Annotated in this window: 19 protein-coding genes; 11 read left to right on the top strand and 8 right to left on the bottom strand. The window is 46.0% G+C overall.

Annotation, left to right across the window (positions count from 1 at the left end; all coding sequences use genetic code 11):
- Window positions 1-47 precede the first annotated feature (47 nt).
- From J7623_RS05115 to J7623_RS05105, 3 genes are all read right to left on the bottom strand, one after another.
- Window positions 48-1691 carry a family 2A encapsulin nanocompartment cargo protein cysteine desulfurase gene (locus tag J7623_RS05115; protein WP_291917939.1) on the bottom strand — a complete coding sequence of 548 codons (1644 nt, stop codon included), beginning with the start codon at window positions 1689-1691 and terminating at the stop codon, window positions 48-50.
- Complete coding sequence (locus J7623_RS05110; protein ID WP_291917937.1) at window positions 1678-2601, bottom strand: family 2A encapsulin nanocompartment shell protein; 924 nt, start codon at window positions 2599-2601, stop codon at window positions 1678-1680. The genes J7623_RS05115 and J7623_RS05110 overlap by 14 nt, the downstream gene beginning before the upstream one ends.
- Window positions 2602-2798: 197 nt before the next feature.
- Window positions 2799-3569, bottom strand: coding sequence for an NIPSNAP family protein (locus J7623_RS05105; protein ID WP_291917934.1), 771 nt, complete (start codon window positions 3567-3569; stop codon window positions 2799-2801).
- Between the two features lie 95 nt (window positions 3570-3664).
- Between J7623_RS05105 and J7623_RS05100 the strand changes: the two genes are divergently transcribed.
- From J7623_RS05100 to J7623_RS05085, 4 genes are all read left to right on the top strand, one after another.
- Window positions 3665-4780, top strand: a complete 1116-nt coding sequence (locus J7623_RS05100) for a suppressor of fused domain protein (RefSeq protein ID WP_291917931.1) — start codon at window positions 3665-3667, stop codon at window positions 4778-4780.
- A gap of 152 nt (window positions 4781-4932) precedes the next feature.
- Window positions 4933-5802: a TraB/GumN family protein gene (locus tag J7623_RS05095; protein ID WP_291917928.1), complete on the top strand. Its 870-nt coding sequence runs from the start codon at window positions 4933-4935 to the stop codon at window positions 5800-5802.
- 11 nt (window positions 5803-5813) lie between these two features.
- Window positions 5814-6317, top strand: a complete 504-nt coding sequence (locus J7623_RS05090) for an RNA polymerase sigma factor (RefSeq protein WP_291917925.1) — start codon at window positions 5814-5816, stop codon at window positions 6315-6317.
- Window positions 6307-6930, top strand: coding sequence for a hypothetical protein (locus J7623_RS05085; RefSeq protein WP_291917922.1), 624 nt, complete (start codon window positions 6307-6309; stop codon window positions 6928-6930). The genes J7623_RS05090 and J7623_RS05085 overlap by 11 nt, the downstream gene beginning before the upstream one ends.
- 53 nt (window positions 6931-6983) lie before the next feature.
- Here the strand turns inward: J7623_RS05085 and J7623_RS05080 are convergent, their stop codons facing one another.
- The 5 genes from J7623_RS05080 to J7623_RS05060 form a co-directional block, all read right to left on the bottom strand.
- Window positions 6984-7877, bottom strand: a complete 894-nt coding sequence (locus J7623_RS05080; protein ID WP_291917919.1) for a glycerophosphodiester phosphodiesterase family protein — start codon at window positions 7875-7877, stop codon at window positions 6984-6986.
- Between the two features lie 18 nt (window positions 7878-7895).
- Entirely contained in the window at window positions 7896-9479 is a 1584-nt protein-coding gene (locus J7623_RS05075) for a SusD/RagB family nutrient-binding outer membrane lipoprotein (RefSeq protein WP_291917916.1), read from the bottom strand.
- A gap of 15 nt (window positions 9480-9494) precedes the next feature.
- Window positions 9495-12869, bottom strand: a complete 3375-nt coding sequence (locus J7623_RS05070) for a SusC/RagA family TonB-linked outer membrane protein (RefSeq protein WP_291917913.1) — start codon at window positions 12867-12869, stop codon at window positions 9495-9497.
- A 90-nt stretch (window positions 12870-12959) separates the two neighbouring features.
- Window positions 12960-14000 carry a FecR family protein gene (locus J7623_RS05065; protein ID WP_291917910.1) on the bottom strand — a complete coding sequence of 347 codons (1041 nt, stop codon included), beginning with the start codon at window positions 13998-14000 and terminating at the stop codon, window positions 12960-12962.
- An 83-nt stretch (window positions 14001-14083) separates the two neighbouring features.
- Complete coding sequence (locus J7623_RS05060) at window positions 14084-14599, bottom strand: RNA polymerase sigma factor (RefSeq protein WP_291917907.1); 516 nt, start codon at window positions 14597-14599, stop codon at window positions 14084-14086.
- A gap of 235 nt (window positions 14600-14834) precedes the next feature.
- Here J7623_RS05060 and J7623_RS05055 point away from each other — a divergent pair, with 235 nt between their 5' ends.
- From J7623_RS05055 to J7623_RS05025, 7 genes are all read left to right on the top strand, one after another.
- Entirely contained in the window at window positions 14835-17297 is a 2463-nt protein-coding gene (locus J7623_RS05055; RefSeq protein ID WP_291917903.1) for a DUF2339 domain-containing protein, read from the top strand.
- Complete coding sequence (locus J7623_RS05050; protein WP_291917900.1) at window positions 17260-18555, top strand: hypothetical protein; 1296 nt, start codon at window positions 17260-17262, stop codon at window positions 18553-18555. The genes J7623_RS05055 and J7623_RS05050 overlap by 38 nt, the downstream gene beginning before the upstream one ends.
- A 53-nt stretch (window positions 18556-18608) precedes the next feature.
- Window positions 18609-19205: a Crp/Fnr family transcriptional regulator gene (locus tag J7623_RS05045; protein ID WP_291917897.1), complete on the top strand. Its 597-nt coding sequence runs from the start codon at window positions 18609-18611 to the stop codon at window positions 19203-19205.
- 83 nt (window positions 19206-19288) lie between these two features.
- Window positions 19289-20410: an NADH:flavin oxidoreductase gene (locus J7623_RS05040; protein ID WP_291917894.1), complete on the top strand. Its 1122-nt coding sequence runs from the start codon at window positions 19289-19291 to the stop codon at window positions 20408-20410.
- Window positions 20411-20499: 89 nt separating this feature from the next.
- The gene (locus J7623_RS05035) at window positions 20500-20904 is read left to right on the top strand and encodes a RidA family protein (protein WP_291917890.1); all 405 of its coding nucleotides are present in this window, start codon (window positions 20500-20502) and stop codon (window positions 20902-20904) included.
- Between the two features lie 176 nt (window positions 20905-21080).
- Window positions 21081-21671: a sigma-70 family RNA polymerase sigma factor gene (locus tag J7623_RS05030; RefSeq protein ID WP_291917888.1), complete on the top strand. Its 591-nt coding sequence runs from the start codon at window positions 21081-21083 to the stop codon at window positions 21669-21671.
- An 89-nt stretch (window positions 21672-21760) separates the two neighbouring features.
- Window positions 21761-22930, top strand: a complete 1170-nt coding sequence (locus tag J7623_RS05025) for a FecR family protein (RefSeq protein ID WP_291917885.1) — start codon at window positions 21761-21763, stop codon at window positions 22928-22930.
- Window positions 22931-23025: the final 95 nt, after the last annotated feature.

The following is a 23025-nucleotide window of genomic DNA, read 5'->3' as shown; positions in this document are numbered from 1 at the left end:
CCGCAGTAAATCAGGCAATTTACCATTCCATCATCTTACTAAAATATTTAAATCCGGCTCCTGCGTAAGCGCAATAAAGTATTTACGAGGGTGTCAATATCAGCGCAGGTATTATAAAAAGCCAGTGATGGCCTCACGGTACTTTCTACTCCAAACCTGCGTAGAATGGGTTGCGCACAATGGTGTCCGGACCGTACCGCAATGCCTTCCTCATTCAGCGCCGCACCTACCTGTTCGGTGGTGAAGTCTTTGAATACAAAAGAAAGAACACTGGTTTTGTCTGGTGCTGTTCCTATTAAGCGCAGCCCGGGTACATCTTTTAATAATTGCGTAGCATATGTGAGCAGGTAATGTTCATATTGATATATAACATCAATGCCTATATGATTTACGTAGTCGATAGCAGCACCCAGTCCTACGGCATCAGCGATGTTGCCGGTACCGGCTTCAAAGCGGCCGGGAGCTGCATGATACTGGGTATGCTCAAACGTAACGTCTTTAATCATATTGCCGCCGCCTTGCCAGGGGGCTGTTTCATTAAGCAATGCTTCTTTGCCATATAACACGCCGATACCGGTGGGGCCAAATACCTTATGCCCGGAGAATACGTACCAGTCGCAGTTAAGCCGCTGTACATCCGCACGCATATGAGATACTGCCTGCGCACCATCTACCAATACTTTGGCGCCGGCCTGGTGGGCGAGGTCTACGATCTGTTGCGCCGGTGTTACGGTACCAAGCGCATTGGATACCTGTGTAAACGACACCAGCTTTGTTTTAGTAGTGAGCAGCTTTTGGTATTCTGCCAATATCACCTGCCCGTCGTCATCTACCGGGATCACTTTAATCAGCAGGCCTTTTTTGTTGGCCAACTGCTGCCAGGGTACAATATTGGCGTGGTGTTCGAGGTGGCTGAGAATAATTTCATCGCCTGCCTGCAGGAATTGTTCGCCCCAGCTTTTGGCTACAAGATTAATGGCTTCTGTGGCGCCGCGAACAAAAATGATTTCATTCACGGAAGCAGCGTTGAGAAAGGCCCTTACTTTTTCACGGGCGCCTTCGTAGGCATCCGTGGCTCTCGCTGCCAGCTCGTGTGCTGCCCGGTGGATGTTGGAATTTTCGTGCTCGTAAAAACTGCTGATGCGATCAATAACAGACCTGGGTTTTTGTGTGGTGGCGGCGTTATCCAGCCATATCAAGCGGCGTCCGTTTACGTGTTCCTGCAGAATGGGGAAGTCGGCCCGTACGCGATTGATGTCGAGCGAGGGCGGTATAACACCGGTAATCCCGGCGGTTTGCGCTGGCAGAAAATAATACGAGGGCGTTGTTGACGGCAGTTGTGCCGTATACGTTGACACCGGAATACTTTGCAGGGCGCGCTGCAACTCCTTTTCAAAAGGGGAGTCGTATGCAGCGGGTTGTTGTTGCACGGCGGAAGGGGAAATGCCACTACCCGCTACAGAGGCGGGGATACCGCCATTACCGGAAAAATGAGGATCCGGTAAGCTGGTTGGTGCCTGCGTTACATCGCTTACGCTGCCTTGTTGCAGCAGCGGGTCGGGAGCAGCAGTGGCGTATGCCGGCGACAGGGGCTCGTTACCGGATTGCAGCGAAGAAAATAGCTGGTTGGCCAGCTTTTCCAGGGCGGCAATATCCGGGAGTCCATCGCTATGAAAATTATTTGTATTCATGGTATTTGCCTATTTCAACATCATCTAATACTGCAATAGCATCATCCACCAACACTGCCAGTGAGCAGTAAAGGGAAACCAGGTAAGAAGCAATGGCCTGGTGGTTGATACCCATGAAGCGCACCGATAGTCCGGGAGATTGTTCTCCGGGCAGGTTAGGCTGGTAGAGCCCAACAACGCCTTGCCTGGCTTCGCCGGTACGTAATAAGATGATTTTTGATTTACCGTTTTCTATTGGCAATTTATCTGACGGGATCAGTGGGATGCCGCGCCAGGTAATGAATTGAGAGCCGAATAAAGAAACGGTAGGCGGTGGTACGCCCCGGCGGGTACATTCCCGGCCAAAGGCAGCAATGGTAAGGGGATGCAGTAAAAAGAAGCCGGGCTCCTTCCATACTTTGGTGATCAGTTCGTCCAGGTCGTCGGGGGTAGGCGCGCCGGTGCGGGTTTTAATGCGTTGGGCAGGTACTACGCTGTGCAGCAATCCGTACTCTTTGTTGTTAATTAATTCGCTTTCCTGCCTTTCTTTGATCGTTTCTATGATCAGTCGCAGCTGTTCGCTGATCTGGTTGTAAGGCTTGCTGTAGAGGTCTGATACGCGGGTATGCACATCCAGTACGGTGTTCACCGCACTCAGGTTATACTCCCGGGGATTATCGATGTAATCTACATAGGTTTGTGGCAATTCCCGCTCATCCCTGCCGGAACAATCTACGGCCACATTGCTTTCATCTTTTACTTTGTTGAGCCGGTATACGCCCGATTCTACCGGTATCCAGCTCATTAGCCGCGTAAGCCAGCGTGGGGTGATGGTGGACATCTGCGGCACTGTACGGGTGGCGATGGCCAATTGTCTTGCAGCTACGTCGCCGAGTGCTGTCTGAACCTTGTGTTGAATTTCATCTGCCATGGGAAGTCAGTTTTTGAAATTTTAAAAATGAAGTTTTGGAAACAGGAGGCAAAATGTGTGGTGGCTCATTTCTTATCCTGTCGGAGGGTATAGTGAGCCTTAAATTAAGGCATTTTCAGGAAATTCCACATTAATACTTCGTGATTAACAGGGCAGGTGTTGGCTACTACCCGCAACAGGGTAGCAGCCAAAGATATTTACAGATCTGAATAGTTGGTGGGTCTCAGGAAAGTGATCTCTGATTTGGAAACGTTATGGGCGTATTCTTCCAGGGCCGACAGGCTTTTCCACTTTGGGTCGGCGCCAAAGGCTTTCCAGTGGGCGTCGCGGTCTTCCTTATTATTGAAGGTGGTCATATACATTAGGTTGGGCATGCGTGGACCGGATATCACCGATGCATAGAATACGGCATTAAAGTGCAGATTTTTGAAAATGCCAATTTCATCACCGGTATTAAACATCTTTACTTTATTCACATGGTATTTTTCAGAAGGACTTTCATAGCTGCGTAGCTCATATACCCTTTCGCTTTTGGGTGATTGCAGCGAAGGAGCTTCCAATACAGGCATACCGGGAAATGCCTGTAGCAGGATGGATTCGATACGGGTATACGGAATATTGTTCCATGGTGCATCCGTATATTCGGCACCGTTAGCGGCCAGCGTTTTATCAGTTAGTAATGTTTGATGGAGCGTTGCAAATTGTTCCAGCGATTGATAAGGAATCAATACATAGATCCGGATATCTGCGGTATCCGTTACCACAGGCTTAAATACGCCGACCTGTTTGATGCCCGCCCGGTGTAAAGCGGGCAGCCAGGCCTTTTCAAGGTAGTTGTCTACCAGCGTTTCCTGGGCGGCTGTTTTCAGGTGATAAATTTTAATCTGGTAAAATTGTCGCTCTTTCGCCGACAAGTTAACAGCGCATAGCAGTAGCAGTGCCAATAACAAAGTGGAATTTCTCATCATAAAATAATTGTATACTCAACAAAATACAGCAAATAAATCAGGATTTATAGTCCTGTTTGAATGCATTACTTTTGGGTAATATTAAAAATGTAGTTATGTCAGAACCGGTAATGTTGATAGAACAGCCTAATAACCGAGGAACGTTATATGCCGTGGTAGAGCAGGACGACAGGGTAGCTTACTTCTACCTGTATCCATCAGAATTATTACAATCTAAATATGATCCGCGTCCCTGCTGGTTACGTAACCTGAAAGCCGCCCCGGAAAAAAGAGATACAGACGCCATGAAGGAAGGCATGGCACCTATGTTGCAGGCCGAATATTGTAATCACCCTCAGGGTAAGGAGCCCCTGGAAAAAGAGCGGATTAGTATTGTATGGATGGAAGAAGGAGATGGGGCGGCAGTATTATATGACGGCGAAATCCTTGGTGTAATTCCAGGATGGAGTTTATATAATAAAGAATACGCGGTAGCCTATGCAGCTGACTGTATCGGTGCAGATGATAGTGACCGGCAGATGCCACTGGGTAAACGGGGTGTTAATGTGATGTATGATAAGGTAGATCAGGCAATGGCTTTCTGGCAGGAATGGTCCGATGAAACTTCCCAGGCATGGAGCATCTTACAAGATCAGTATATAAAGGCTTATGAGGCGGCATATGGTCCTATGGTGCAATATTACGCTATAGATGGCGGGCAATGGCCGCCTATGGCATTGGGTAAATTTGAAAAGGATGAAGTGGTATACCTGTGTACCATGGGCGTGAGTATACGACCTATGCCCTGGGTAGAACTGTTATATAATGACCGTTCACCCGGTTTTCGCCGTATGGAACTGGCGATGGCTATCAGCAAAGCCGATTATACCGATAAGGAAATTATGGCAATGGCCGGCCTGATGTCTGGTCTGGCAGACCGCCCCTGGAAACAGGTCACCTGGCTGGGAGAAGGGCATACTATTAGCTCAGACGAGTTGCCCAAACCTTATGAGAGCGTAGTAGTGTCTACTGCGTTATATAATGGTCCTGCAGTATCGCTGCCGGAGGTATACGGCGATAAAGTCAATCTCTACTGGTTGACTCCTATTACCAAACTGGAGCGGGAGTTTGCCCATATTGAACGTAATGCAGGATATGTTTTGCTGGAGAAAATGATTCACAACGGGCTGAATCATATTGTTAACAAACGGGCAGAATTGCCTTTTGAATAAAAAACGATATTTTTAAATATAGAAAGGCTCCGCATTATCGGGGCCTTTTCCTTATCTGCGGCTGGTTTGGGGAATTTTTAAAAAAAAGTAGCGAAAATCTGTAACGAAAAGATTTCATCACCTACTAATGATGAAAAGAAACTTCAAAGCATATGAAAAAGACCCTTCGTAATATCGTTTCCGTTGTCATCCTCGCTTGTTTATCTGTAAGTAGTGCAGAGGCTCAAACATCTTCATTAGAAAATTCGCTCCTGTGGGAAGTGAGTGGCAATGGCCTCAAGCAGCCATCTTATCTATATGGCACTATTCACATGATTTGTGAAAACGATTTTAAGATCACTGATAAGGTGACAAAAGCATTTAATAGCAGCGCGGCATTAGTATTGGAAGCAGATGTATTTAATCCGGCGCTCGTAAGCCAGATAAGGACAGAAATGGCATCGGATGTACCATTGAGTAAAAAACTGGCCACTGCCGATTATGCTGCAGTAGACTCTGTTTTGCAGCTCAAATGTGGCATGCCGCTAAAAACATTCGACAATTTTAAACTCTCCATGGTAATGTCGCTGGTGGCAGTTAAGACCTTTCCCTGCGCTACGCCGAAATCCTATGAAATGGCGTTAAATAAGATGGCAACAGAACGTAATATGCATAGAGACTACATGGAAGACGTGATAGCACAAATGCGACTCCTGAATAAAGCCTATACCGACTCACAGATTGTAGCACAGGTAAAAGACTTTGATAGTGCTGTAGCAGGATCTGTCAAACTGGCCAACCTATACAAAGCAGAAGATATTAACGGCTTATATACCTTAATGACCTCACCTGAATTAATGGATGAAAATACCATGAAATACATGCTGCTGGTGAGAAACAGCGCCTGGGCAGAGAAGATGCCGGGCATGATGCAGAAAGAAAGCTGCTTCTTTGCAGTAGGTGCGGGCCACCTCCCAGGTCCAGGTGGAGTGATTGCATTGTTAAAGGCAAAAGGATATACTGTTAAGCCTGTTATGAACTAAAGCCCGCTGTTTTGAAAAGCAAGGAAAAGGAATTTCTGGATTTGATAGCCACCCACAAAGGGATCATCCATAAAATTTCCAAAATGTACATGGATACCGAAGATGATCAGCAGGACTTAACACAGGAGATCATTTATCAATTGTGGAAATCCTTTGATTCCTTCCAGCAACAAAGCCGCTTCTCTACCTGGATGTACCGGGTGGCACTGAATACCGCCCTCGTATTCTTCAAAAAAGAAAAAAAGAAAATGCCGGTTACGGATATGATGCCGGAAGATATAGCGATGGAAGAAAGTGCAACTGCTACCAAAGAACTGCAACTGGCACATTTCTACAAGGCCGTACAAAAATTGGAAAGATTGGAAAAAGCATTGGTATTCCTGCATCTCGAAAATTATTCTCATAAAGAAATAGGTGACAACCTGGGAATATCGGAAGGGAATGCAAGAATAAAGCTCAGCAGGGCCAAAGACAAATTAAAAGAACTTATTAAACAACAAGGCTATGAATTTTGATGATATAAAATCTATGTGGAATAATGATGAGGGAGAAGGTGCAGTGGTCCCCAATAGTGTGGATCAGTTGAAAACGTTGTCACTACCCATAGAGAAGATTCGTAAGAATATGCGGCTGGAGTTTTATATACAGTTGATTACAATGGTGCTGATAGGATTTTTGCCGACGTTCGGTTACATTGGACAGTTGGCGGTGGTGCCTTTTTTTATCATCTATTTTGTGGCAGTTATTATTACCATTTATTATTTTTCCAGGTTTCATATTTTTTACAAGCAGCTTAACACCAACCTGCTTCGTTCGAAGGATCATTTATACGAGTTATACTACGAAGGGAAATTGAACGTGGAGATGTATAAATCCTTTGCTTATACGTTAATTCCGTTATTTTTTATGGGGGAGGGGCTACATTTAATGAGTATATACGGTGCCAGGACAAGGGAACTGCTTCAGATGGCTCAAACCCACCAGTGGAAAGCGGCGCTATTGATAGGTACATTTCTGTTCCTGGTATTGGTAACAATGCTTGGTACTAATCTTTGGGCGAAAGCATATTATGGAAGACACCTGGATCAAATAAAGATGGTGTTGAACGAGTTTAAGGAGAATGCCTGATTTTTATAAAAGAAAAAAGGTTGGTCATGGAGAGATGACCAACCTTTTTTCTTTTATTGCTGGTAGCTACCTGCTACTTTGATCAGCTTATCCGGTGCATTGGTAATAATCCCATCCACCCCATCTGCTATTAATTTTTTAAAATCACTTTCTTCATCTACAGTCCATGGCAGTACTGCTACTTTTTTAGCATGCGCTTCTTTTACCAGGTCGGCGTTAACCAGCAGGTAGTATGGGCTGTAGATATCCGGCGTGAATCCCAGCTTTTCCAGGTTGGTGCTAAAGCTATCTTTATTACCAATGAGTAAAGCTGTTTTTTGCTTAGGGAAAGATTGATGTAATACCTGTAAGGTACGTACATCAAAAGATTGGATGATTACCCGGCTGGCAATCTTCTTTTCTTTGATCACCTGCATCAGGAGGGCTACAAATTCCTTAGGTGCAGGATTATAGGTACCATCGCCATCAGGGGAGCTTTTGGTTTCCATATTGTAATACACCGGCTTCAGGTGATGTGCTTTTACATAGGCTTCCACACTGTCGATCAGCACAGATAACAATGGCTTATGCACCATCATTTTCTCCTGCTGTGGAAAGCGGGGATGCGGTTTGGTGCCTGCATCATATTTTTGGATGCTGTCGTAGGTCATTTTATACAGCGCCAGGCTTTTCTCTTCTGCTTTGGTAATATCGGATCCATCCGGTTTACGCATAAATTCTGCCGACATATACGCATCGTGAGATACGGCCACTTTATTATCAGCCGTAATGATGCAATCCAGCTCCAGTGTTCTGGCGCCCAGTTTCACGGCATTGAGCATAGCAGGAATGGTATTTTCCGGCATCAGCGCCATACCGCCCCGGTGGGCCTGTACATCAATAGATTGCTGTGCGAAGGCGCTGCCACAAAGTAGCGCACCACAGAAAGATAATATTATACGATTCATATCAACGTGTTTTTAACATTATTTCAATAACCACATTTGCCCGTTAATATCATCAACGTTGTTGTATTGGGCAATAGCAGCGTTATAGTTGGCGGTGTTGGCAGATTGTTCTGCTGTAGGGTATTTATACCGGATCGCAATTTTACCGTTGTTGCCGGTACCTACCCCTGTGGTAAATACGGGAACGCCTGTACGACGCCAGTTGTAATAAGGCTCTAACCCGCTGTTCAGGAAGAACGCCAGGTATTTCTGTTGCAGGATCTGGGTAAGACCCGTCGCGTTGTTGCCAGCATATTTCACCGTCGACTGTGCATAGTAAGTATCGTAATCCACACTTACCGGTGTGGCCACAAATGGATTAGGATCCGTTAACTTGGCACCAGAGGGCAGGGAATAGGCTGTGATAGTGCCTTTTAGCGGAATGTTGTAGAAAGCCAGCGACGCTTTGATACCTGCATTGTAATAGGCTTCTGCATTGCCTTTAGGGCCTGCGGCTAACCAGCCCCTGTTGATAGCTTCTGCAATATTAAAGCACATTTCGGTATAGCCGATGATGGGTGTTGGCTCACCGGTGTAGCCAAGGAAGTAACGGTACCTGTTTATATAACTTAAGTTACCACCACCATTCTGGCTGGCCAGTACGCCCATGTCCAGGCCCGGATCACCGCCCTGGAAGGCTGCAAATGTGCCCGGGTTGGTACCTGCGGCTACAATACCCGGCGCCGGATCTGCAGTAATAAATACGCGGGGATCCTTCAGCGTGGTTAATAAGCTCACGTAGGTAGCAGAAATATTGTTCAACGCACCATCTGCAAATGTTTCCCGGTTCATGGGATATTTATTGGTAGGGTTGAGCCAGATATACTGCAGGTTGTCTGCCGGACTTTCCATGATAGGATACTTTGCTGGATTATTCACAATATCGGCAAATTGTCCGGGTATATTGAGATCAGCTTCACCTGCCGCTTTCTTGCTGAGATGTATCAACAACCGCAGACGAAAAGTATTCACTACCTTTTGCCAGCTTTTCAGGTTATTGGAGAAGTACATATCACCGGATAAGGATTGGTCGTTATTGCTGATTAACTGCGCGAGGTCGGTGTTGGCGCTATCCAGCCAGGCCAACGCTTGCTTAAACACCAGCTTCTGCGGATCGTATTTTGGCTTCAGGTTATTCAATCCGTTCAGTGCTTCTGACATGGGGATATCGCCCATCTGGAGGCTCATTCTCGAAAACAAATAAGCCCGGAAGAACTTGCCCATGGCGCGATAAGGATTCTGATCCCTGGCGCCAAATACTTTCGCCTGGCTTTCCATGTTGATGACGTTGGTTAACGTAGCATAGAGATTGTCGCCGGCGCCAAACAGGTATTGGTTATTCCCGAAATAAGAATTGTTCTGTAGCTGAAACTGGTTAGTTCTGTCCATTTGCCCACCTGGTGCATCTATCATACTGCTGAGGATACCGTTAAACAGCAGGGAGGCTGGCACAGACAGCGGTTTGTTTTTATTCACATAAAGCTCATCAAAGCTTTTTTTACAGCTTCCGGTAAGCAGTAATGCGGTACCGGCAATGAATATATTTTTAAATACTGATTTCATAAAATGATGCATGGTTTAGAATAAGACATTAACGTTAAAGCCGAATCTGCGGGTGGTAGGCGTTTGCAAACCAGAAGAAGCGGTAGCGGTATTATACTGTTCCACATCGATCCCCTTGTATTTGTTGTCTTTATAGAAGTACAGCAGGTTTCTGCCTACCAGCGATAAAGTTGCGCGACTGATGAAAGTGCGGCTTAACCATTGCTGTGGCAGATTGTAGCCAATCACTACTTCTCTCAGTTTTGCGTAGGTTTTGCTGGTGAGCATCCCTTCCTGTATTTGTCCGTAGTATTGGGTAGCCCAGCTTTGTACGGTACTGGTAGATTGGTTGGGGGCAAATTGCAGGTCTTTGTAGTTGGTGATGTTACCATAGTTGTCGTACTTAATAGGTACGCCGTTAGATACCTGTACGCCATCGCCAATATAAGTACCTTTATAAGATGCTACGCCTGCATTGGCATCATCATCCAATCGTGACTTACCGATGGCACCTTCTACGGTGGCGATATTAGCACCACCCTGCATAGTGAGGGAATAAAGACGGTTGCTGATCACACCACCCACACTACCATCAAACTGGAAGCTGAAATTGAAATCTTTATAACGGAAATTATTACTGAAAGACCACATGTAGTCCGCATTCATGTATCCCAGGAATTGTGGATAAGGATTTTTCAAGGGCTTACCACCGGCATCATACACAATCTTTCCATCCTGGGTTTTTACGAAACCGGTAGAATATAATTTATCGGTTCTGTCGCCTTTCTGGAAGTAGGTGTTATAGTTGGTTTGTCCGGGAGGTAATTCGTTATATACTTCTTTGAAAGTAGACCAGTTCACCAGTACATCCCAACTGAAATCTTTTGCTTTTATAGCAGTACCGGTCAGCGACAGCTCATATCCTGTTTTCTTTGTTTTCAGGGCATTGATGTAGTAGGTAGTATATCCTGTAGATGGTGAAATCGGGTTTGGCAAGATCTGTGGTCCATCAATATATTGGAAAGCGGTAGCACTCAATCCCAGCCTGTTTTTCAGCACTTTTACATCAAACCCTTCTTCAAAGTTCACCCGGTTAAATGTTTTGATATTGGGATCGAAGATGCTGTTGGTAGAAAATGCGGCGGTAACGTTGTTATATTTTTTAGCCGTAGAGAAAGCCGACTGCAGGGAATAATCCGGACCGCCATAAGGACTTAAATAGTTATTACCATATTGGGAAAAGTTGGTGTTTAAGCTATTGGCAGTAGAACCATTCAGTTGGCTCCATACGTTGTAAGGGGTAGCACCGATGTACGTAGCAGTAGCATCTCCGTGCACGGTAGCAAAGGAACCACGTACTTTCAGGAAGGAGATCACTGATGGCAGGTTTACATAATCGGAGATCACAGACGCCAGTGATACGCTTGGATAGAAGTACACATTACTTCCTTTAGGCAAGGCCGATGACTTATCTACTCTGCCGGTAGCTGACAGCGTGGCATATCTCCCGAAAGACGCATCCATAGAAGCATAGGCGCTCAGTACCCGCATGTCGGAACTAAAGTTGTTCGTCATCAGGGTATTGAGGGAGTTACTGAAATTATATACTGTTGGTACTACCAGGTAGTCGGTAGAGGTGAAATTGGAGTTATAGGTAAACGACCTTAAACTGGCGCCTGCCAGGCCTGAAACGTTGATCAGGCGGTTCACCTTGTAATTATAGTTTAACTGTACATCGGTATTGTTCTCGAACATATTGCGGCGATCTTCGCGATAGTCGCCCTGGCCCAGTGTTCTGGCGTAGGTATACGCGCCCCATGGCATTTTTTCAGAACGGAACAGGCTATATGTACTCACCTGTGTACGTCCGGTAACATCGAGGTGATCGTTGAGTTTATAGTTCAGGGATAAATAGCCATTGATATCTGTTTTGTAATGTCCTCTGAGCCAGTCTTCCACCATCATCCAGGGGTTGTTGTAGTGTACGTGTTCCGGGAATACAATTTTTACATCTTTCTGGCCTGCTTGCCATTTGCCGCGGATGTCCGGTGCATCCACGTTCCACTCGTCGCCGGTCCATACGGAAAGGTTATAAATAAGGCTGTTCGGACCGTAGGTCACGTCAGGAATATTAGGCGTATAGGTTCTGCTGAAGTTCACATCAGAGTTGAACGTCAGGCGTGGTGTGATTTTGTAGGTAGCGGTGGTATTGAAGTTGGCTACATCTACGCCGGTGTTAGGCACAATGCCGGTTTGGTGCGATTGTGATACGGAAAAGCGCAGGGCATATTTATCGCCGGTGGCGGATAAAGCAAGGTTGTTGGTGGACTGGAAGCCAGGTTTCAGGAATCTTTCCAGGTTGCTTTTACCGTTTACATAACCACGGTTTACGTAAGGTGTTGGCTTGATATGTCCATTGTATATCCGATCCCCGAAGATGGTGGTGTAGGTTTGGTTAGGATCGTATTCTCCATCGTATTGGGGAAGCAGCTGTCCACGGAACTTAGGCCCCCAGAGCTGGTACTGGGCATCCTGAACGCCACTGCCAAATCCATCTGCATAGGCATACTGGCCATACATACCACCTCCATATTCGTGCTGGGTGTGTGGCATTGCAATAAAGCCTTTATCCACAGAGTTGGTTGAATTTAATTCCACGCTCATGCCTTTTTTGTTACCGGCTTTTTTAGTGGTAATGAGGATGGCGCCATATTGTGCGCGGCTACCGTACAAAGCTGCGGCAGCAGGTCCTTTCAGAACGCTATAGCTTTCAATATCATCCGGGCTGATGTTCCAGGTATCGGAGCTGATGGGCACACCATCTACTACGAACAGGGTGATCTGGTTACCTCTCATCACGAGGGAGGGAGTACCAAGCATTTCCGCGTTGGCGGCTACGGAGAGGCCGGCTACTTTACCGGTTAAGCCGGTAACAGGATTGGCATCCCGGGCTTTTACCAGGTCAGCACCTTTTACTTCCTGTACGGCGTAACCGATTTTTTTGATTTCTTTTTTAACACCCAGTGCGGTGACTACTACTTCGCTAAGCGCTTTGGTATCTTCCTGTAGGCGCATGAGCAGGTTGTTGGTAGCCGTGCTTACTTCAAAGCCTTTATAGTTGCCGGGCAGATAGCCCATGAAAGTAAAATTCAGATCATATTTATTACCGGGTATTAATTTTTTGAAGATGAAAATACCTGATCCGTCTGTAACGGTGGAAAAATGCTGATGGGTATGTTGATCAGTGGCGGTAACACTTACGCCTGGCAGTGTTTCACCTTTTTCACTCATAACAGTACCTGTGAGCTCAGCCAGTTTTTCCTGCGACAAGGCAACCTGTCCAAACAGCAATAAAAAAAGGCAGGTAAGTAGTCCGGTTTTTTCCCGGCGTAGTTTGCTTTTAAAATGCATAAAATGTAAAGTGATGTTAATGAATACGCATAGAATGCCCATGTGCAGGCGTTTCCCTGCATTGGTATTTTATTGGGTGACGTGATTAAATTATTTCGGTACGGCCGTTTTTTTAATGATGAATGCGTTGTTTTGTTGATCTGTTTCCAGGCCATTCATTTTGCCGATGATATGTAATATCAGGGGTAATGAATCGTTCTTCATGACGTTGCCGGTAAACGAGATGCCATTGATTTCTTTTTTATTATAAAGGATAGTGACTTTATATTTTACGGATAGCTGATCGAATACCTTATCTATTGGTTCATTATTGAATGACAAGGTGGTTGTTGGCGATACTTCCTCATGAGCGTTTTTTTGAATAAAGGCGGATATAGTCGTAGATGATTTTGCAATGTTGTACTGTAGCTGTTCTCCGGGCAACAGGTAAATGGTGCTGTCCCATCCCTTTGCCGTTTTGGTGATGGGCTGGATTTTTACTTTTCCATTGAACAGTTGGATGGTAATATTCTTTTGTTGCATATGGATGCGGAAGGCGGTACCCAATGCTGTAGTAGCAGTGTTGCCGGCATACACGGTAAAAGGCTTCGATTGATCTTTATGTACCGAAAAATATACCTGTCCGTTCATGTGGATATCTCTTTTGTGGGCCGGAAAAGGCTGCTGGTAGCTTATCCGGCTGTTCCCTGACAGCACGGCAATGCTGCCATCAGGGAGGTTGATTTTTTTCTTTTGTACGCCGTTGTTCTCGCATACGACCCATGTGGTGGCTGTTGCTGCAGGAATGATAGCTGCAGTGGTTTGCGTTACTGTTGTAGCTGGTTGTTTGTGAGCGTTATAAAAGGTTGCCACTACCAGGCATAACAGGGAAGCCGCCGCCACCAGTCCCATTTTTTTTATAGTGAAAATGGATGATTTTTTCAGCGATAACTGTTGCAATAACTGTTGGTACATGGCTTTGCTCTCTTCCTGCGATAATTGGCCTTCGTCAGCAGCAGTGTGCCAGTCCTGTTCCAGGTAGCCGTTCAATACTTCCGGGTGCTTCTTCAGCCACGCAGCTATTTCTTCAGCTTCCGCCGCTGTACATCCGCCACCTAGAAATTGCTGAATCTTTTCTTTTGTTACTTGCATGAATAGCTACTGAAAAATAAATAGTTACTTATTGTTTACGTATAGCCGGTGGGGTAACCCCTGCTCTTAACATTTAGTTAATATTACAGGAACAGGCGTAATGTTTTAATAGTGCGTACAGCCTTGGTGATATGGTCTTCTACCGTTTTTACCGCCATACTTAATTGGTGGGCGATTTCTTTGTTGGAATATCCGTGCACCAGTTTTAGTTCAATTACTTTTTTTCTTACAGGAGGAAGTTGTGAGATATAGGTATGGATATAATTATTTTTTTCAAAAGTCTGTACCTGGGGAGCGGCTTCGTGGTCGGGGAGTTCAGGGGTATACACGGAGATCTGCGCCTGCCGCGCTTCCATGCGGATATGATCTATTAAAACGGAGTTGGCGGTGGTAAATACCTGGGTATCGATGCTGCACGATTCCGTTAATGAAAGGCGGTATTGCCAGATCTTAATAAAGGTACATTGTGTCAGCTCCCGGGCGATGTGGTGGGGTTGTTTCCGTTTGAGGAAGTAATGAAATAATTTGACGTGAAAAAGGTCATATAGTTGTTTAAACGCTTTTTCGTTTCCATCTTTTATTAGTGAAATGTTGAGCATTTAAATATAAATATTGCGGCAGTTTTTTATGGATCAGGATCCTGCAAAGTGAATTATAAATGATTAATCAACAAGGTTATTTTAATGTTAAGCGGTGCAGTGAGCGTGTATAATCTTGTCAAGCGGGATATTACGCAATCATGGTATTGGGAATCAATAAATTAACATATTCTCAATATTAAATTTATATTTAACTGTTGTTGGACTATTATTCAACCATACCTGTCATAAAAATATGTACGAAGCTGTCGTTTTCTTGTTATTGGTGGCCATTTTCGTTGTTTTGTTAATTTTCAAAAATGAAACATCAGGCACTATACTTATTTTAAGGAACCAGATATTGGATCTGCAGAAGCGGCTGGAGGAATTGCAGTCGGCGCGCAGGCCCGAACCCTGGGCCGACAAAACCCCTGAAGTGCCGGTGAGATCATCGCCGCCACCGCCGCCGGTAAGGGTACCGGAGCCGGTAGTGCCTCCTCCTTTGCCCGTAGAAGCTTCTCTTCCACCCGTAGTAATACCTGAGCCTGAGCTGGTACGGGAGCCAGAGCCGGAACCAGTAACCCCACCTGTAGCGGCCAGCGAGGCTAACAGCTGGACAATATCGCCGGAAGTGCTGTACCATACGGAGGCGCCACCGCCAATACCACCAACACCTCCTAAACCTCCACAACCTACATTCTGGGAAAAGAACCCGGATATTGAGAAGTTCATTGGAGAAAACCTGTTTAATAAGATAGGTATCGCTGTGTTGGTGCTGGGCATCGGTTTTTTCCTGAAGTATGCTATTGATAAAGACTGGATCAATGAAATAGGCCGTACGTTTATAGGCATTGTTTGTGGCGGATTACTCATTGGGCTGTCTTATAGAATGCGGAAAACCTTTGCAGCGTTCAGCTCTGTGCTGGTAGGCGGCGGGGTGTCTGTGCTTTATTTTACGATCACTATTGCATTTCAGCAGTATCATTTGATTAGTCAAACCCTGGCTTTCCTGCTCACCATTTTTATTACAGCATTTACAGTGTTACTGTCGCTGAACTACGATCGGAAGGAACTGGCCGTGATTGCAATTGTAGGCGGTTTTGCGGCGCCATTTATGGTAAGTACCGGTGAAGGCAATGTAGTGGTGCTGTTTACCTATATCCTGATCCTGGATATCGGCATGTTGATTTTAGCCTATTTCAAGAAATGGAATATTGTTAATATTATCTGCTACCTGGCTACTATCCTGCTTTTCGGCGGCTGGTTGTCGTATCACCTCACAGAAACACATCCTGCCAAACCTACGCCTTATGGCACCGGGCTGGTATATGCTACCTTGTATTACTTTGTATTTTTTGCGATGAACGTGATCAATAATGTGCGTAATAAAAGGAAGTTCGACTTTTTCGATATTGCCATATTGCTGAGTAATACGTTCCTGTATTATGCGGCGGGTATGCTGATCCTGCATCAGTTAAGCGGCGATACCTGGCAGGGTTTATTCACGGCACTGATGGCAGTGTTTAACTTTGTATTTGCGTATAGCCTGTACCGTAATAAGAGCGCTGACCGCACCCTGATATTCCTATTGATAGGATTGGTATTAAGCTTTGTGAGCCTGACCGCTCCCATACAATTGCACGGGAATTATATTACTTTATTCTGGGCAGCAGAAACGGTGTTGTTATTATGGTTATGGCAGAAGTCAGGTATTACCCTGATGAAGTATGTGTCTGTACTGGTATTGGCGCTGATGATGATCAGCCTGATGCTGGACTGGACCCAGTTGTATGATGGTGCTAAAACGCTGTTCCTGCCGTTTATTAATAAAGCCTTCATCACCGGGGCGGTATCTGTAACGGCGGTGTTTTTACTGCGCAGATTGTGTAAAAATGAAGACCCGGAGAAGCCGTTTATTATTGACTTATCCCTTTCCATTTATAGTACGGGGCTGCTGATATTAGGCGTGCTGCTGACTTACGTGGTATTGTTGCTGGAAATTTTATACCAGAGCAATCGTCACTTCGTGTTATTAACACCGGTATGGGCAGGTGCTTATAATTACTTGTTCATCGGCGTGTTGTTGTACCTGAGCCGCCGGAAATTTGAAGCAGTACGTTTGCCGCTGTTGTTGCTGACATTATGTTTCGTGGTAGCATTCCCATTATATTATAACCCGGCTATCATTGATGTAAGAATAGAAGTACTGGCAGGTAAGGCGCCGGTAGCGTACTTCTATGTGCAATACCTGTTGATAGTATTGTTGCTGGGCGTAATTTACCAGGCCTGGAAAACGGTTAGCTCTTTGAAAGGAGGGGAGTTTGTCGTTATTTATCAATGGGTCAGCTCTGCGGCCATTCTTTATATTGTGAGTGCCAGCCTGGATCACCTGGTGGCTTTCAGTGGTCACGACCAGGACCTGTACAATACGCACCGGGTAGGGTATGCGATCCTTTGGGGAGCATTTGCCTTTGTATTGATTTACCTGGGCTTGCGCTGGAAGTCAAAGACTATACGTATTATTTCCATTTCGCTGTTTGGCCTTACCTTGCTGAAGCTGTTCCTGTTTGATTTTGCAGGTTTGGGAGAAGGAGGAAAAATTGCGGCTTTCATTTCGCTGGGCGTTATTCTGCTGATTATTTCGTTTATGTATCAGCGTTTGAAAAAAATATTGTTTGCAGATGATCAACAAAAAGATGTTCCGGAAAATAACGCATAAATGGCCAATGCTCCTGTTGCTGTTGGCAGCAGGGGCTGTAAATGCCCAGAATCCGCCACCGCAATACACATGGCAGGCGGCCTTGCCGCCAGTGCCGGCTACCGGATTTTACCATATTACAATGACACCTGCCGTAGCAGCCCGGGTGGGCGGCAGGCCTAACTTTAGAATCTACCAGGCTGATAAGGAAGTACCCTATCTCCTGCAGGAACAGGTGGGAGGTTATACTACTGCTGGCTTTGAGCCATTTGAGATCACGGATAAAGTCAGCGTACCCGGAAAACATTCTACCCTTGTATTTCATAACGCCAATCACTACACGCTGGACCATTTTGAAATGGTGCTTAAAAATGCGCGGGTCATTAAAACAATGCGTATCAGCGGCAGCGATGATAAAACGAACTGGTATGGCGTTACCGATACCTTTGTATTTGATCCGGCCAGTGCGGCGCCTGATGCTTCCGGTACAGAGGTGGTAAAAACAATTGATATCCCTTCTTCCAAATATACCTGGTACCAACTGGAGATTAATGACTCTACCAGCGCACCTGTGTTTATTGAGAAGATTGGCCGTTATAAGTCTGATAGCCGTGCTACGGAATATACCCCGGTACCGGCGCCGGTGCTTAGTACACCTGATGCCGCCAAATATCCACGTGATACCCGCCTGCATCTGAGGTTTGATCAGGCTTACCTGGTCAATAAATTATCATTCACCATTACTGCACCCTCCCTGTACCGTCGCAGTGCAGAGATAATTGCGCTGGCAGCATCTGAGTCCAGTGTCGGAAAAGGACCCGTTGTTCATGCTATTCCGGTAGCGGAATTCAACCTCTCGTCCGACCAGTCAGCGCAGGTAGTGTTAAGTAGTCCTGGTAATTATAAAGAGCTCATTGTGGTGGTGCATAATGATGATAACCCACCGTTACAGATCAGCGCGGTGAATGCCTGGCAGCAAACCATCTGGCTAACGGCCAACCTGCAGCAAGGCGCTTCTTACGTGATCAAAGGCGGAGATGCTATGCAGCCATTGCCGGTATACGACCTGGCATATTTCAAAGACAGCGTACCCGCTGGTATTCCCGTGATTCAGCCGCAGGCACCCGTGAATATTGTGGCAGCGGTGGCCGATAATAAAAACAGCCCGGTAACTGTGTTCGGCAGCAAGTGGTGGATATGGGCGGCCCTGATTGTCATTGCCGCCTTCCTGGTGTTCCTTGCTACGAAGATGCTAAAGGAAATGCAGGGGAAACAATGATAGCTCTCCAAAGTAAATAATGCTTATTTATCTTTGCCCGCAAAAACGTTGCTATGTCTGATGCTTCCAATTATTATGAGATGATCCTTGATCATTTGACTGCCCGGATCAACTTAACGGAAGAGGAGCAGCAACGTTTTTGCGATGCATTAACGCTCCGGCGTTTACTGCCCAAACAATACCTGCTACAGCAGGGAGATATTTGCAGGCATGAAAGCTATGTATGTAAAGGGTTTCTCCGGTCTTTTTATGTAGATGACCAGGGTGATGAACATACCCTGCATTTTGCCATGGAAGACTGGTGGATTACCGATCTGCGAAGCCTGATCAGGCAGGAAGCTGCTACCCGTAATATTGTGGCCATGGAACCGGTAACGGTATTGCAGATAGAAAAGCATAAAAGAGATGAGTTGCTGAAAGAGATTCCCGTGCTGGAACGCTTCTGGCGTATCCTCAATGAAAATGCCTGTGCCGCGCAGGATGAACGTATTCTCGATAACATCGCTATCACCGGGGCCGAACGATATGCCCGTTTGTTGAAAAAATATCCTTCCATAGATCAGCGTATGCCCCTAAAGCATATTGCCTCTTACCTGGGCATCACGCCCGTTTTCCTCAGTCAGATCCGAAAGAAGCAACTAAAAAATTAAATTAGTTTAAGCCTATTTGTTATACTAATTATACGTGCAGCCGTAACGGCTGAAATACTTTTGTGTTCATAATCATTAAGCATATGAACACAAATAATCACCCTATATTCCAACCCTTGCAATGGTTGGAGCACCCACTGAAAAACAGGTTGGCCGTAGCGCCGATGTCGCGGGTAAGCGCTTCCGCCGATGGGTTGGCCACTGCTGATATGGTGGACTACTATACCCAATTTGCAAAAGGTGGTTTCAGTATGGTTATCACCGAAGGTAATTACACCGATGAAATAGCAAGTAAAGGTTATTGTCATCAGCCCGGTCTTATTTCCCCGGCACATGCAGCGGCGTGGCAGCCGGCAGTAACACAGGTAAAGGCAAATGGTGCGCTGATCATTGCGCAATTGATGCATGCAGGAGCATTATCGCAGTACGCCGGTGAAACACTGGCTCCTTCTGCCGTACAACCCACCGGCGTAAAAATGGTACAATATGGTGGTACCGGTGCCTATCCTTTTCCGCAGGCCATGAGCCAGGAAGATATTGATATCGCTAAAAACGGATTTGTAAGCGCTGCTAAAATGGCCGTACTGGCAGGCTTTGACGGGGTAGAGCTACACGCTGCCAATGGCTACCTGCTGGATCAGTTCCTGACCCCTGAGTTAAACGTCCGCAACGATCAATACGGAGGTAATACCCACAACCGTTTCCGCATTATTGCAGAGATCATGCAGGCCATCAGGGCTATAGTACCCGCGCATTTCCTGGTGGGCATCAGACTGTCAGAAGGAAAAGTAAATGACCTCAAATATCGCTGGACAGCAGGCGCCACTATGGCAATCGAGATTTTAGAGGAAGTCCGTAACACAGCCCCCGACTTTATTCATATTGCGGTACAAAGCGGAGAGTGGGAGCGCGATAGCTTTTACGCTGATGGAACCAACTATGCCGCCCTGGCCAAACAAATCACTGGTGCGATAGTTATCGCTAACGGCGGCATGCACCAGTTAACAAGAGCAGCCAGGGTAATCAGTGAATCACATGCCGACCTGCTGGCGATCGGAAAGGCAGCCCTCGCAGATCCTGCATGGCCGCTGCACGCACTGAACGGAACCACCGCACTGCCTTTCCATCCTGATATGCTCTGGCCGGAGGCCACCATTCAGCATACTCAAAAAGTTATTCAATCAAATACACTCATCAGTTTATGAAAACACTCTTAGTAATACTCCTCAATTTTTACAGCGTACACGCTTTCGCACAAAAAAATAATTCAACTCATCAATTAAAAAATAATAAAATGAAAATTTCACAAATAAAAATCACGCCAGATCCTTATCAACCCTTTCACCTTGCCCAGGGCCATCGGGTGGGCGACTTGTTATTCATCTCCGGACAAACTGCTATTGATGATAATGGTCAGTTAACAGGGATCGGTGATTTCGACAAACAAGCTGCCAAAGCTTTTGAGAACCTGGAGAAAGTATTGAAGGCCGGCGGTTCCAGTTTTAAAAACGTAGTGAAGGTAACTATCCTATTAAAAGATATGGGCAACTTCAACAAGATTGTGGCCCTAAGAGCGAAGTATTTCAAAGCACCTTATCCGGCAGATACAATCCTGGAAGTTTCTTCCCTGTATTCTCCCGATGCGCTGATTGAGATAGAAGCCGTAGCGGTGGCAGATGAAGCGGCTGAATGGCAGTAATCATTTGTTGTTAACAGGAATAGCCACTCCTTCCCGGGGTGGCTATTTTATTTTATCAGGCACATCGGAAGGGGCGGATGCATGCTACCGCTGGAATATGGGTGCTGGAAACTATAATTTATTTTTCCTACTTTAGTCAGGTGTTGACATAAAACATTCCACAGGCCTACCAACGCATGCATGACCACCTATACAGTGATAGAGAATTATTTCAGTTGATTGCTGAGGGCGATGAGGCTGCCTTCAAACAACTGTTTTATACGTATGGTCCACAGTTTCAGCCTTTGGTGATTCACCTGACGAAAGTACCTGCGGTAACAGAAGATATTATACAGGAAACTTTCTTACGGGTGTGGATGAGTCGTGATAAATTGCCGGGTATTGAAAATCCAAGGTCCTGGTTGCTACGCATACTATTCCATCAGTCGTTCTCCTATCTGCGCCGCCAGGCCGTACACCAGAAGGCCATGAACCTGCTGGCAGCAGATGCGGACCTGCAATTCACCACAGAGGAGGCCGTGGCTTTTACAGCTACCCTGCGCCTCATTAATGAAGCTGTGCTGGCGTTGCCGCCGCAGGCCAGGCGTATTTATTTGTTAAGCCGGGAAAAAGGAAAGAAGATTCCGGAAATCGCAGCGGAACTATCACTTTCTCCCAATACCGTAAAAAATTCTCTCGTCAGATCGCTGCATGCCATCCGGAAATACCTGGAAACTGCCGGGTATGTACTACCTTTCTGGCTGCTGTGGCTGTTTTACGGGCAGTGAAATTTTTTTTTAAATCATTAGGTCCTAAACGTTCCATTGCGCGTCTGTTATACCAGGAATGACCACGTTAAACTGAAAAACGATACCAATTGACTATCCACGAACGCCTGGTGTACCTCGTTCACCAGGTTGAAAAACAAGCTGCTACTCCGGAAGAGTTGCAGGAGCTGTGTGATCTTTTGCTGGAAGATAATACGGGCGCTCTCGCTGCCCGGGTAGAACAACTGTTGGCTGCACCTGTTGCTCCTGTAAATGATACCATCAATTGGGAATTACTAGCCAATAACATTCTGCAGGCAGACCGGCCTAAAGTAGTGCGTATGCGGCCATGGACCCGTGTTGCCGCTGCAGCCGCCATACTGCTGTTACTGGGTGTTGGTGGTTACTTCTTCCTGCAACACCAGGCGGCTCCGCCCGCGAAGGTAGTGGCTGCGAAAACACCTGCAGATATTTTGCCAGGTGGTAATAAAGCGATGCTGACTTTGGGAGATGGAAGCGTGATATCGTTGGATAGCGCCGCTAATGGAACGTTGGCACAACAAGGGAATACAGCGGTCATTAAATCTGCCGGCGGACAATTATTGTATCGCTCTTCCAATCATAATACGGCCAACACTGCAGCACTGTTCAATAAAATAGCTACACCCAGGGGCGGTCAATACCAGCTTACCCTGCCCGACAGTACCCGTGTTTGGCTGAATGCCGCCAGTAGCCTGCGTTATCCGGCTGCCTTTACCGGGAATAACCGCACCGTACAATTAACAGGAGAAGCCTATTTTGAAGTCGCCAAAAACGCCGCCCAACCGTTTATTGTACAAGTAGATCAAATGGAAGTACAGGTACTAGGCACACACTTTAATATCATGGCCTATGACGACGAAGCACAAATCAACACCACGTTGCTGGAAGGCGCTGTGAAAGTAAATAACGGCCATTACAATCAAAAACTGTCACCCGGAGAGGGCGCACACCTCAATCGTAGCACAGGACTCATTAAAGTGCTGAAAGAAGCAGATGCAGCAGATGCGATTGCCTGGAAAAATGGATTTATCCAACTGGAAGGAAACGACCTCCCTGCAGTAATGCGGCAGATAGCCCGCTGGTACAATGTGGAGGTGATATACAAAAAAGAAGTGCCTGCGCATTTCCGCGGAATTATCCCGAGAAACGTACCTATCTCACAAGTATTAAAAATGATGGAATTAACCGGCGAAGTACATTTTGATATACGCGAACACCAAATTATCGTATCACCATAAAAACAACCAAAGACTAAAAAACCGGAAGTGGTTCGAAGCACTCCCGGTCAATATGGGTCTATAAACCATAATCGTTTCAGCAATTATTTTTCATT

Origin of the sequence: Chitinophaga sp., from assembly GCF_017745275.1 — a bacterium.
GTDB lineage: Bacteria > Bacteroidota > Bacteroidia > Chitinophagales > Chitinophagaceae > Chitinophaga.
Note: the sequence above shows the minus strand (reverse complement) of the source record. Positions and strands in the feature narration are given on the sequence as shown.